This is a genomic window from Actinoallomurus acaciae (assembly GCF_042429965.1).
GTDB classification, from domain to species: domain Bacteria; phylum Actinomycetota; class Actinomycetes; order Streptosporangiales; family Streptosporangiaceae; genus Actinoallomurus; species Actinoallomurus acaciae.
This window is the reverse complement of record NZ_JBHLZP010000215.1, coordinates 1-13,099: the sequence shown is the minus strand read 5'-3', so window position 1 is coordinate 13,099 and position 13,099 is coordinate 1. Positions and strand designations below refer to the sequence as shown.

General features: G+C 71.1%; 10 protein-coding genes. 7 read left to right on the top strand and 3 right to left on the bottom strand.

The features are described from left to right. The 5 genes from ACFFNX_RS25955 to ilvC form a co-directional block, all read left to right on the top strand. Nucleotides 1–1,838, top strand: a 1,838-nt coding sequence (locus ACFFNX_RS25955) for a putative bifunctional diguanylate cyclase/phosphodiesterase (protein WP_378207505.1), incomplete at its 5' end; no start/stop codon positions are given. A gap of 180 nt (nucleotides 1,839–2,018) precedes the next feature. Beyond that, nucleotides 2,019–3,914: an N-acetylmuramoyl-L-alanine amidase gene (locus ACFFNX_RS25950; protein WP_378207502.1), complete on the top strand. Its 1,896-nt coding sequence runs from the start codon at nucleotides 2,019–2,021 to the stop codon at nucleotides 3,912–3,914. Nucleotides 3,915–4,132: 218 nt separating this feature from the next. Next, the gene (locus ACFFNX_RS25945) at nucleotides 4,133–5,950 is read left to right on the top strand and encodes an acetolactate synthase large subunit (RefSeq protein ID WP_378207499.1); all 1,818 of its coding nucleotides are present in this window, start codon (nucleotides 4,133–4,135) and stop codon (nucleotides 5,948–5,950) included. A 21-nt stretch (nucleotides 5,951–5,971) separates the two neighbouring features. Then, entirely contained in the window at nucleotides 5,972–6,496 is a 525-nt protein-coding gene (gene ilvN / locus ACFFNX_RS25940; protein ID WP_378207496.1) for an acetolactate synthase small subunit, read from the top strand. Between the two features lie 28 nt (nucleotides 6,497–6,524). Then, on the top strand, nucleotides 6,525–7,520 hold the full coding sequence (gene ilvC / locus ACFFNX_RS25935; protein ID WP_512699860.1) for a ketol-acid reductoisomerase: 996 nt from the start codon (nucleotides 6,525–6,527) through the stop codon (nucleotides 7,518–7,520). A 95-nt stretch (nucleotides 7,521–7,615) separates the two neighbouring features. Here the strand turns inward: ilvC and ACFFNX_RS25930 are convergent, their stop codons facing one another. The 3 genes from ACFFNX_RS25930 to ACFFNX_RS25920 form a co-directional block, all read right to left on the bottom strand. Then, complete coding sequence (locus ACFFNX_RS25930) at nucleotides 7,616–8,008, bottom strand: VOC family protein (RefSeq protein ID WP_378207492.1); 393 nt, start codon at nucleotides 8,006–8,008, stop codon at nucleotides 7,616–7,618. A gap of 24 nt (nucleotides 8,009–8,032) precedes the next feature. Beyond that, nucleotides 8,033–9,505, bottom strand: a complete 1,473-nt coding sequence (locus ACFFNX_RS25925; protein WP_378207489.1) for a CehA/McbA family metallohydrolase — start codon at nucleotides 9,503–9,505, stop codon at nucleotides 8,033–8,035. Nucleotides 9,506–9,646: 141 nt separating this feature from the next. Next, nucleotides 9,647–10,321 (bottom strand): SseB family protein, encoded by a 675-nt coding sequence (locus ACFFNX_RS25920; protein WP_378207486.1) that lies wholly within the window; start codon nucleotides 10,319–10,321, stop codon nucleotides 9,647–9,649. Between the two features lie 202 nt (nucleotides 10,322–10,523). On the opposite strand from ACFFNX_RS25920, the gene serA reads away from it, so the two are divergent. Further along, complete coding sequence (gene serA / locus ACFFNX_RS25915; protein ID WP_378207483.1) at nucleotides 10,524–12,113, top strand: phosphoglycerate dehydrogenase; 1,590 nt, start codon at nucleotides 10,524–10,526, stop codon at nucleotides 12,111–12,113. Between the two features lie 469 nt (nucleotides 12,114–12,582). After that, the coding region (locus ACFFNX_RS25910; protein ID WP_378207481.1) for an MFS transporter at nucleotides 12,583–13,099 on the top strand (517 nt) is incomplete at its 3' end.

Sequence of the window (13,099 nt, the reverse complement as noted above, 5' to 3'; positions counted from 1 at the left end):
ACACGCTCACGGCCGCCCGCGGGCTGCGGCCGATCGTGCCGATCGGCGCGGGCTCGGCGGTCCTCGTCCTGCTCGCCCGGCTCGCCGAGCTGGTCCGCGAGAACGAGCGCCTCGGCCGCGCGGCCGCGAGCGGCGAGGAGCACTTCCGCGCCCTCGCCGAGAGCATCAACGACGTCGTGCTCATCTGCGGCCTCGACGGCGTCGTGCAGTACGTCAGCGCCGGACCCCGCCGCTCGTACCACTACGCCGCCGAAGACCTCCTCGGCCGCCCCGTGTACGACGTCGTCCACCCCGAGGATCTGCCGCGCGTCGTGGACGCGGTGACCGCCTTCCTCGACACCGACTGCGACCTCGACGTCGCGCGCATCGCCTGCCGCGTACGGGCCACCGACGGCACCTGGCTGCCCACCGAGTCGACCATCTCCCGGTACGGCCGGGCCGGCGACGGCACCGACCAGCTGCTGGTCACCACCCGCGACTTCAGCGAGCAGGTGGCGCTGGAGCGCCAGGTCGCCCACCTGACCTTCCACGACGGGCTGACCGGCCTGCCCAACCGCGCCTACCTCGAAGAGCGCGCCCGCGAGAAGGTCGGGCGCAGCCAGGGGCCGGTCGCGGTCGTCTTCGTCGACCTCGACGGGTTCACCGCCGTCAACGACTCCATCGGCCACGCCGGCGGCGACCAGGTCCTCGCCCAGGCGGCGCGGCGGCTCCGCGCCGGCGTGCTGGTCGACGACACGGTCGCGCGCTGGGGCGGCGACGAGTTCGCCGTGCTCATGGAGAGCGCGACCGAGGTGCAGACCGTGGTCGACCTCGGCGAGCGCCTCCTGCGGGCCCTGGCCGGAGAGCCGTACCGCGTCGCCGACCGCGGCATCGTGCTCACCGCCAGCGTCGGCATCGCCTTCGCCGAGGACGGGGTCAAGGGCGCGGAGCTGATCCGCAACGCCGACATCGCGCTGTCGCGCGCGAAGGAGCTCGGCGGCGGCCGGGTCGAGGTCTTCGCCGCCAAGATGCACGCCGACGTCATGCGCCGGCTCGAACTCGGCAGCGACCTGCAGCGCGCGCTCACCGAGCAGCAGTTCGCCGTGGAGTTCCAGCCCGTGGTCGAGCTGGCCACCTCGCGGGTCACCGGCGTCGAGGCGCTGGTCCGCTGGTGGCGTGACGGCGTCTCCGTACCGCCCGAGGAGTTCATCGGCACCGCCGAGGAGTCCGGTCTCATGGTGCCGCTCGGCAACTGGGTGCTGCGCGAGGCGTGCGCCCAGGTGGCTCAGTGGCGCGGCAACGGCTGGGAGATCGGCCTGTCGATCAACCTCCGGCCGCGCGAGATCGCGGCGGCCCACTTCGTCGACTCGATCGCGGCCGCGCTCGCCGACAGCGGTCTGCCGCCCGGGGCGCTGACCCTCGAGGTCAGGGAGGAGGTGCTGGTCGACGGCTCCGACGAGCTCATCGAGCGGCTGTCGGCACTGCGCGACCTCGGCGTGCGCCTGGCCATCGACGACTTCGGCACCGGCTACGCCTCACTCGCCTTCCTGCGGCAGCTCCCGGTCGACGTCATCAAGATCGACCCGTCGTTCGTGTCCGGGCTCGGCCGCGACGAGACCCTCACGCTGCTGACCCGCACCATCGCCCGGGTCGGCCGCGACCTCGGCCTGACGGTCGTGGCCGAGGGCATCGAGCGGCCCGAGCAGCTCGAACTGCTCCGCGAGATGGGCTGCCCCCGGGGCCAGGGCTATCTCGTGTCCCGGCCGATGGCCCCGAACGGCATCGAGGCGCTCGTCCAGCTCAACCCGCGCGGCGAGGCGTCCATCCCGCTCCACGGCTCGGTGATCTCCGCGAGCTGACCGGGGGCGGGCGGCCGGGGGAAGGCACCTTCTCGCGGGAGGCAGCGTGCCCCCGCCCGCGTGTTCCGCGAGTAGAAAATTTCTGTGGTGTCTCGAATGATCGAAAGTCATTGACGGCGCCTCCCGGCTTCGGCACTCTTACCGCGTCCCTCACCGTCAGTGCGGAGGCTGCCGATGCCCGTGCGAAGACGTACCCTCGTCGCGGCGATCGTGGCCCTGGCCGGTCTAGGAACCGGACAGGCCCACGCCGCCCAGCAGACCGGACCGGTCCCCACCACCCGGCAACAGGCCTTCGCCGACGCGGCGAAGGCCTACCACGTTCCCGAGAAACTGCTGCTCGCCGTCTCCTACCTGGAGTCGCGCTGGGACGCCAACCAGGGCCGGCCGAGCGTCGGCGCGGGCTATGGCCCCATGCATCTGACCGACGGCACCCTGACCTCCTCCGGAGAGCACTTCTCCGGCGGCGGTGAGGACCCCCGCGGCGACACCGCGCGTCCGGCGCTGCGTCCCAAGGCGACCGCCGCCGCCTCCGCCGCGCGCCCCGGCGGGCAGACGCTCCAGGAGGTCGCCGAGCTCACCGGCGCCGGCGTGAGCGCCCTGCGCACCGACGCCACCGCCAACATCAAGGGCGGCGCCGCCCTGCTCGCCCGCTACCAGCACGACCTCGGCAAGCCGCTCGGCGCCGACCCCGCCGCCTGGTACCAGGCGACGGTCCGCTACGGCGGTTCGGCCTGGTTCGCGGGCCAGGTCTACGACGTGATGCGCACCGGTGAGTCCCGTACGACGGACGACGGCCAGCGGGTCACGCTCGCCGCCACGCCCGGGATCAAGTCCGCCGGAGCGGGTGTCGACGATCCGGAGACCGAGTGCCCGCCCGGCCTCGGCTGTGAGTGGGTGCCGGCGCCCTACCAGCAGCTCGACCCCGCCGACCCGACGAGCTACGGCAACCACGACCTGGGCGACCGGCCCAAGAGCCAGCGGATCCGCTACATCGTCATCCACGACACCGAGGGAGACTGGGCGACCACGCTGAAGCTCGCCCAGGACCCGACGTACCTCGCGTGGCACTACACCGTACGGTCCGACGACGGGCACATCGCCCAGCACGTCAAGACCAAGGACGTCGGCTGGCACGCGGGCAACTGGGACATCAACGCCCGCTCGATCGGCATCGAGCACGAGGGCTTCCTCGCGCAGGGCGGCAGCTGGTACACCGAGGCGATGTACCGCAGCTCCGCGGCGCTGGTCCGGTACCTGACCAAGAAGTACGACATCCCGGTCGACCGGGCGCACATCCTCGGGCACGACAACGTCCCCGGCATCACGCCCCCCAACGTGCAGGGCATGCATGAGGACCCGGGGCCGTACTGGGACTGGGCGCACTACTTCGCGCTGCTGGGCCACCCGCTCCACGCCACCGCCGGGCCGCGCTCCGGCATGGTCACGATCCTGCCGGACTATGACAAGAACGTCGTGCCGTACACCGGCTGCGACGCGAGCGCGCCGAGCGCCCCGTGCCCGCCGCACGGCGGCGGGTCGATCATGCTCCGCACCGCGCCCAGCGCCGACGCGCCGCTCGTGAAGGACATCGGCAAGCACCCGCCGAACGGTGACGCGACGATGAGCGTGTACGACCACAGCGCCCGCGCCGCGACCGGCCAGACCTATGCCGTGGCGGACCGGCAGGGTGACTGGACCGCGATCTGGTATCTCGGCCAGAAGGCGTGGTTCTACAACCCGAAGAGGCAGCCGACCGCCGTCGGGGCCCACGGGCTCGTCGTCGCGCCCAAGCCGGGCGCCGCGTCGGTGCCGATCTACGGGCGCGCCTACCCGGAGGCGGAGGCCTACCCGGCGAACATCCCGGCGCAGAGTCTGGTGCCGATGCAGTACACCTTCGCCGCCGGCCAGAGCTACGCCGTGGCCGATACGGTGCGCGGGGAGTACGACTACTCCACCACCTTCGACGTGTCCACGCACGCCATCGTGCGGGGCGAACTGAGGTACTACGAGATCCAGTTCGGCCACCGCGTCTACTTCGTCAAGACCGGCGACGTCGTGCTCAAACGCGTCTCCTGAGCGCCGTACCGCCCGCCGTGATCGCTCGATCACGGCGGGCGGTCTCGTATGGTGAGATTCGTCGTCCACCAATTTGACGTGGGGCGGCAAATTCGCCATGGTTGGGAACGTGAAACGCAACCTGATTCTCGTACTTGGTCGGCGCGCAGGCTGACCAAGTTCGACCGCTTGCGCGCTCCCCTCGATCGCCACCCGGCGCGGGGGGTTTTTTGTTGGCCATGATCCCCGGGCCGGTGACACGTCGTCAGCACGCGATCACCGAGTCCGAGCCCTCAGGAGCACAAGGACTTGCGATGACCGAACGGATGACCGGAGCCCAGGCGCTCGTCAGAGCCCTGGAGCAGGTCGGTGTCGACACTGTGTTCGGAATCCCGGGAGGCACGATCCTCCCGGCGTACGACCCCCTCTTCGACTCCCAGCGGGTACGCCACATCCTTGTCCGTCACGAGCAGGGCGCGGGCCACGCCGCGGAAGGATACGCCCAGGCCACCGGCAAGGTCGGCGTGTGCATGGCGACGAGCGGTCCGGGCGCGACGAACCTCGTCACCCCGATCGCGGACGCGTACATGGACTCGGTGCCGATCGTCGCGATCACCGGGCAGGTGACGAGCGGCGCGATCGGCACGGACGCCTTCCAGGAGGCCGACATCGGCGGCATCACGATGCCGATCACCAAGCACAACTTCCTGGTCACCGACCCCGCGGACATCGGCCGCACCATCGCCGAGGCGTTCCACATCGCCTCGACGGGGCGGCCCGGCCCGGTGCTGGTCGACATCCCCAAGGACGTGCTGCAGAACGAGGTCGACTTCGTCTGGCCGCAGCCGATGCAGCTCCCGGGCTACCGTCCGGCGATCCGTCCGCACGCCAAGCAGATCCGCGAGGCCGCCCGGCTCCTGACCTCGGCGAAACGGCCGGTCCTGTACGTCGGCGGCGGTGTGATCAAGGCCAGGGCCGCCGACGAGCTGCGCGCTCTCGCCGAGCTGACCGGCGCCCCGGTCGTCACGACCCTGATGGCCAAGGGCGCCCTGCCCGACAGCCATCCGCTGCACATGGGCATGCCGGGCATGCACGGCAGTGTCGGCGCGGTCGGGGCCCTGCAGCAGGCCGACCTGCTCGTCACGCTGGGCGCCCGCTTCGATGACCGGGTGACCGGCCGGCTCGACACGTTCGCGCCCGACGCGAAGGTCGTGCACGCCGACATCGACCCGGCCGAGATCTCCAAGAACCGCCACGCCGACGTGCCCATCGTCGGCGACTGCCGCGACGTGCTCACCGACCTGATCACCGCGGTGCGGAACGAGCACGCCGCCGGCCGCAAGGGCGACCACGAGGACTGGTGGCGCCAGCTCAGCGTGTGGCGCGAGACGTACCCGCTGGGCTATGAGACGCCGGCCGACGGGTCGCTGTCGCCGCAGTACGCCATCCAGCGCATCGGCCGGATCGCCGGCCCGGACGCGCTGTACGTCGCGGGGGTCGGCCAGCACCAGATGTGGGCCGCCCAGTTCATCGGCTACGAGCGGCCGGGCGCGTTCATCAACTCCGGCGGGCTGGGGACCATGGGCTTCGCGGTGCCCGCCGCGATGGGCGTCAAGCAGGGGCGGCCGGACACCACGGTCTGGGCGATCGACGGCGACGGCTGCTTCCAGATGACCAACCAGGAGCTCGCCACCTGCGCCATCGAGGGCATCCCGATCAAGGTCGCCGTGATCAACAACGGTAACCTCGGGATGATCCGGCAGTGGCAGACGCTGTTCTACAACGAGCGGTACTCCAACTCCGACCTGCAGTCCCGGCGGATCCCGGACTTCGTCAGGCTGGCGGAGGCGTACGGCTGCGTCGGGCTGCGGTGCGACAACGCGGCCGATGTGGACGCCACGATCAACAAGGCCATGGAGATCAACGACGTCCCGGTCGTGGTCGACTTCATCGTCCACCAGGACGCGATGGTCTGGCCGATGGTCGCCGCCGGCACGAGCAACGACGACATCAAGATCGCCCGCGACCTGGCGCCGGACTGGGGGAGCGATGACTGAGCGTCCCGGAGAGGATGAGAGATGAGCAGGCATACGCTTTCGGTGCTGGTGGAGAACACGCCGGGCATCCTGGCGCGCGTGGCGTCGCTGTTCTCCCGCCGCGGCTTCAACATCGACTCACTGGCCGTCGGCACGACCGAGCATCCCGAGATCTCCCGGATGACGATCGTCGTCAACGTCGAGGAACGACCCCTCGAACAGGTGACCAAGCAGCTCAACAAGCTGATCAACGTCATCAAGATCGTCGAGCTCGACCCGGCCGCGTCGGTCCAGCGAGAGCTCGTCCTGATCAAGGTCCGCGCCGACCAGGAGACCCGTTCCCAGGTGCTGGAGACCGTCGAGCTCTTCCGCGCCCGGGTCATCGACGTGGCCCCGGAGGCGGTGACGATCGAGGCGACTGGTAGCAAGGACAAGCTCGAAGCCCTGATCCGGGTGCTGGAGCCCTTCGGCATCAAGGAACTCGTGCAGTCGGGCATGGTCGCCATCGGCCGAGGTGCCCGTTCCATCACCGACCGCTCGCTGCGCGCCATCGAGCGCAGTGCGTGAGCGATCCGTTTTCAGAGAGGTAAGGCAAGTGGCTGAGATCTTCTACGACAAGGACGCCGACCTGAGCGTCATCCAGGACCGCCATGTGGCGGTGCTCGGATACGGCAGCCAGGGGCACGCGCACGCGCTCTCGCTGCGCGACTCCGGCGTCGACGTCCGTGTCGGTCTGCCGAAGGACTCCAAGAGCCGCGAGAAGGCCGAGAACGACGGCCTGCGCGTGGTCACGCCGGAAGAGGCGTGTGAAGAGGCCAACGTCACGATGGTGCTCATCCCCGACCACCTGCAGCGCGAGCTGTACGCCTCGGCGATCGCGCCGTCGCTGGTCGAGGGCGACGCGCTGTTCTTCGGCCACGGCCTCAACATCCGCTACGGCCTCGTCGAGCCCCCCGAGGGCGTCGACATCTGCATGGTCGCCCCCAAGGGGCCGGGCCACCTGGTCCGCCGTCAGTACACCGAGGGCCGCGGCGTACCGGTGCTCGTCGCCGTCGAGCGCGACTCCAGCGGCAACGCCTGGCCGCTCACCCTCTCCTACGCCAAGGCCATCGGCGGCACCCGTCCGGGCGCGCTCAAGACGACCTTCACCGAGGAGACCGAGACCGACCTGTTCGGCGAGCAGGCCGTGCTCTGCGGCGGCGTGTCCGAGCTGATCAAGGCCGGGTTCCAGACGCTCGTCGAGGCCGGCTACCAGCCGGAGGCGGCCTACTTCGAGTGCCTGCACGAGATGAAGCTGATCGTCGACCTGATGTACGAGGGCGGCCTGTCCAAGATGCGCTGGTCGATCTCGGACACCGCCGAGTTCGGCGACTACACCCGCGGCCCGCGCATCGTCACCGACGCCACCCGCGAGGAGATGCGCAAGATCCTCGGCGAGATCAAGGACGGCACCTTCGCGAAGGAGCTCGTGGAGGAGTTCGACGGCGGCCGCAAGAACTTCCTCAAGCGTCGCGAGGAGGAGCAGAACTCGCCGATCGAGCAGACCGGCGCCAAGCTCCGCCCGATGATGTCCTGGCTCCAGGACGACTGATCTCTTTGTGAGAGCCGCCCCTGGACCCGTCAGGCGATCCCTCGACGGGTCCCGGGGGTTGCGGCGTCTCGACGGCCGTCCGTACGGGGCGATCGTCAGGCCGGGCCGAGCAGGTCCCAGCGGTTACCGGCGACGTCGAGGAATACCGCGACCCGGCCGTACGGCTCCGCGCGTGGCACGGTCACGAACTCGACCCCGGCGGCGGTCATCCGGCCGTACGCGGCGTCGAAGTCATCCACCCGCAGGAAGAACCCCACCCGGCCCGCGACCTGGTTCCCGACGGCCGCGGACTGCCGCTCCCCGTCCGCACGCGCGAGCAGGATGCCCGTTTCGGCCCCCGGCGGCCGGACGACGACCCAGCGCTTCGGACGGCCGTCGTTCGTCAGCGACGGCGAGTCCTCGACCAGATCGAAGCCGAGCACGCCGACGAAGAACTCGATGGCGGGGTCGTAGTCGTCCACGACCAGCGCGACAAGATCGACTCGCACACCGCCCGAGTGTAGGCCGCTGCTTCAGCGGCCGAGAAAGATCGGGTTGGTGAACGCGGCCATCGAACCGTCCGGGTGACGGACCTCGGCGCGGACGTACGGCGACACGCGCGGCGTCGTGCGCCAGCCGGCCGTGCCGACCTTCTCTTTGAACACCGGCCCTTCGAACACCGGCCCCTCGAACACCGGCCCCTCGAACACCTGACCCTCGTCGGTGAACAGGCGGATCACGCCCGCGGCCACGCCCTCGGACCGTAGCGACACCTCGACCTGCTCGCCCGGCGCGGCGTTCAGCCGCTCGCCGATGCCCGCCGTACGCGACCCGGCGGCGGCCGTGAACGACAGGGAGATCGCCGAGGACTCCGTGACGTACAGCCGCCCGGCCTTCACCGCCGACAGGATCGCACCGCGTTCGAGGTCGTCGGCGAGCACGACGTTCTGCGGCAGGCCGATGGCCTGGTCCTCCTTGTGGGAGTCGCTGTCGCCGACCGCCGGGATCCAGCGGTTCCCCTCGACCAGCAGCCCGTTCCACAGCTGCAGGGCCGCCTCGTCGTCGGGCGTCCACGGACCGTTCCAGACCTCGATCGCGTCCACCTGGTCGTAGCCGAACTTCCACTGGCCGCCGACGAACGGGCCGAACGGATGGGCGGCCACGGCCAGCGCGCCGTGCCGGTGGATCTCCTTGAGGAACCGGGAGATCACGCCGTCGACCGCGCGATACCGCCAGTCGATCCACGTGCCCGGCGGCAGCCCGAGCGCGGTGTAGTGACCGTTGCGGGTGGTGATCTCCTCGCCGTCGATGATGAGCAGGTCATCGCGTGCGTGGTGGCCCCAGATGCCGGCCGCGCTGGAGGTGTTGTGCTCGGTGGAGACGATGAAGTCCAGGCCGCTCGCGCGGGCGCCGGCCACGATCTGCTCGGGCAGCCACGCGCCGTCGGAGTGCACCGAGTGCAGGTGCATGTCGCCGCGGTACCAGGCACGGCCTCGGCCGGTCGCGCGCGGCGGGGCGTGCGAGGGGACGAACGCCGGCCCCGGCTCACCGAACCGCAGCGTCACCGTCACCGTCCAGTTCATGCCCTGGGGCGCGACCGTGTACGGCCCGAGCGCCACGCGCCACTCGCCGGGGCGTACGGGACCGGGGAGATAGCCGGGGGTCGCCTCGGAGCGGCTGATCGTGAACGAGTCGCGCGCCCCACCGGACCAGCCGCGAAAGCCGGTCTCGTCGAACGCTCCGAGGTCGAGGGCGTTGCCGGGCGTCCCGGCGGGCGGCTCGGGCCGGTCGTAGGTGTAGGACGCCGCGATCTCACGGACCCCGGGCGGTACCCGTACCGGGACGTACACCCAGTCGGGCGCACCCGGCTCGAACCGCCCGGCGATCGTACGGGTCTGCTCCGCGCCGGCCTCGGTGGCGGAGAAGTGCAGCGGATCCAGCGTCACACCCGTCCCCGTGGCCCCGGTGACCGGCAGGAACCTTCTCCGGGCCGGTTCAGCGCACATGAGATCTCCCCTCGGCCGACAGGAACGATCTTCATGTCCCGGCGCGACGCCGAGAAGGCGAGCGGCCGGGATCGGCCACCCGCCCACGTCACGAGAGAACGGCCTCCCGCCGATCGGCCGCGCCGCGTACGGCGCCGATGGTCAGCGTCGTACGACGGCGGCGTTCATCTCGGTGAGGAAGCCCTCGGTCTCCTCGTCGCCGATGTGGGCGAAGACCGGGATGTTGCTCGGCGGCAGGTCCTCCATCGTCGCCTGGAGCAGCTCGTTGGCCACCTGCGGGTCGGCGCCCTCCTGGACCATGACGTGCAGCATGATCCCCTCGACGCCGCTCGGCATCCGCACGTCGGAGATCCACACTCGCTCGACCACGGGGAAGTCGCCGAGCCGCGCGGTGATCCCCTCGCGCAGGCTGGGCACCAGCTCGTGCTCGCTCGGCCGGAACGCCACCTCGACGTCCTCGTCCACGCTCATGCCCTGGGCGATGAGGAAGCCCTGCACGTCGCTGAACGGGATGAGGGCCGCGTCCTCGCCCTCGGGGTCGACCACGAGGGCCTCGACGTCGCCCGTACGCGCGATCTCCAGCAGCAGCGCGGCGTCGGCCTGCTGGAAGGTCTCGTTCTCGGGCTTTTCTGAATAGTTGTCGGGAGAGGTGAACGCGGCCAGCACCACGCTCTCGTCCTCGAGCTGCCCGACCAGGACCGAGCCGTCGGGGTTGGTCACGATGAGCACCCCGCCGTCGACCAGCGCGCGCAGGATCTCCTCGGGTTCTCCGCGCTGCGCGAGGACGTCGGCCAGCTTCGGGTTTCCATTCGCCATGCGCCCGACATTAGTGCGTACGCGGCACCTCCCGTGGCGGTACGGCCACGGGTTCCGGACACACCTTTACCCGGCCGGCTCGATGGCGTCCTCGGCCGCTTGTGGTTATGCGCATTGCGCTCTCGACGTCCGCCGTCGGAGAGTCGGTAGGCGATCCCCGTCGCCGGGGAAGCGCCGTCCGTCACGCCCAAGGGGGCCCACGTTGAGCAAGCCCGTCGTCCTCGTCGCCGAGGAGCTGTCGCCCGCCGGAATCGCCCTGCTCGAGCCCGACTTCGAGGTACGCCGCGCCGACGGGGCCGACCGCGAACGGCTGCTGGCCGCCGTCGCCGACGTCGACGCGGTGATCGTGCGGAGCGCGAGCCGGATCGACGCGGAGGTGCTCGCGGCGGCACGGCGCCTGCGGGTCGTCGCGCGGGCGGGCGTCGGCCTGGACAACGTCGACGTCGAGGCGGCGACCCAGGCCGGCGTCATGGTCGTCAACGCTCCGACCTCGAACATCGTCACGGCCGCCGAGCACGCGATCGCGCTCCTGCTGGCCACGGCCCGCAACGTCCCGCAGGGGCACGCGTCGCTGAAGCGGGGGGAGTGGCAGCGCTCCCGGTACACCGGCGTCGAGCTGCGGGACAAGACGCTCGGCGTGCTCGGCCTCGGCCGCATCGGCGTGCTCGTCGCCAAGCGGCTCGCCGCCTTCGACATGAACGTCATCGCCTACGACCCGTACATCCAGGCGCCGCGCGCGGCCCGGCTCGGCGTGCGGCTCGTGTCGCTGGAGGAGCTCCTGCGCGAGAGCGACTTCATCACCGTGCACCTGCCCAAGACCCAGGAGACGCTCGGGCTGATCGGCGACCGGGAGCTGCGCATGGTCAAGCCGTCCGTGCGCATCGTCAACGCCGCGCGTGGCGGCATCGTCGACGAGGACGCCCTCGACCTGGCGCTGAAGGAGAAGAGGGTCGCGGGGGCCGGCATCGACGTGTTCCGCGGCGAGCCGTGCACCGACAGCCCGCTGTTCCACCACGACAACGTCGTGGTCACCCCGCACCTGGGCGCGAGCACGCACGAGGCGCAGGAGCGGGCCGGCACCCAGGTCGTCCGGTCCGTACGCCTGGCGCTGTCCGGGGAGTTCGTGCCGGACGCGGTCAACGTGCGCGGCGGCGTCGTGGCCGAGGAGGTCAAGCCGGGCCTGCCCCTCACCGAGAAGCTCGGCCGCGTCTTCACCGCGCTCGCGGGCGGCGTACCGGCGCGGCTGGAGGTCGAGGTCCGCGGCGAGATCGCCCGGCACGACGTGAAGGTGCTGGAGCTGGCCGCGCTCAAGGGTGCGTTCACCGACATCGTCGAGGACTCGGTGACGTACGTGAACGCGCCGCTGCTGTCACGCGACCGTGGCGTGGAGGTGACGCTCACGTCCGGCGAGGACAGCCCCGACTGGCGGAACCTCATCACGGTCCGCGGCACGATGGCCGACGGCGCGGTCGTCTCGGTGTCCGGCACGCTGACCGGGCCCAGGCACGCCGAGCGGCTCGTGGCGGTGAACGGCTACGCCATGGAGATCGCGCCGACCGCGCACATGGGCTTCTTCACCTACACCGACCGTCCCGGCATCGTCGGCGTCGTGGGCCGGCTGCTGGGCGACGCGGGCATCAACATCGCGGGCATGCAGGTCGGCCGGAACGTCAAGGGCGGCAAGGCGCTCATCGCGCTGTCCGTCGACTCGGCGCTCGGCCCGGACCTGACCGAGGCGATCGCGGCCGAGATCGGCGCCGACCAGGGACGGCGGGTCGACCTCGACGCGTAAGCCTCCCACCAGGCATTTCGCGGGCATCGTCTCGCATAGTGGGATTTCTGACCGTGAGTCGAGACTTCCATGCGGACCGCGGGTAGCGTGGTGATGACCATGTGGCGCTACGTGTTCATCCTTCGCCGCCGCGGCGGGGCCTGATCTTCCGGATAGGCCGGCGACCCGCCGCGGAGTCAGCCGCCGGCCGCACCGCCCTGGTGCCGACATCCACGAAAGATGCATCCATGGACTCGATGTACGTGCTGAAGCCCGCCGAAGACGCCGACGAAGAGGCCGCCCGCGCGATCCAGATCGCCCTGGACCGCCGCGACAACGGCGGCGCCGCCGCCAAGTAACCTCCGCGACGGCACTCCGCCGGCCCACGCCGGTGGGGTGCCGTTCGCGTTGCGGCCGCTGTCCGAAAGCGTGCGCATGATGGCGTTTCCGACGCTCGTCGCCCGCCGTCGCCGCCATCAGCATGTTCGGCATGCACGACACAGCGCACGTCATCTCCGTGTCCCGGCGTCCGGCGACGCACCGCGTGTGGTGGCCGGCCGGGCTCGCCGTCGTGGCGGCCGGCTGGGGAGCCCAGCAGTTCACTCCGCTGCTGCTGATGTACCAGGCACGCCTGCACCTCACCGCGACCACCGTCCAGGCCGCCTTCGGGCTCTACGTCGCGGGGCTGATCCCGGGGCTGCTGCTGGGCGGCCCCGTCTCGGACCGGTTCGGCCGCCGGCGCGTCATGGCGCCCGTCCTCGTCCTGTCCGTCCTCGCCACGTCGCTGCTCGTGCTCGGCGGGGGAGCGGTCGGGTGGCTGTTCGCCGGGCGCCTGCTCACCGGGGTCGCCGGCGGTGCGGCCTTCAGCTGCGGCGCGGCCTGGATCAAGGAACTGTCCGCCCTCGGGCCGTCCGGCGGCGCCGGACACGCTCCCCGGCGGCTCACGGTCGCGATGAGCGCCGGCTTCGGGCTCGGTCCGCTGGTCGCCGGCGTCCTGGCCCAGTGGG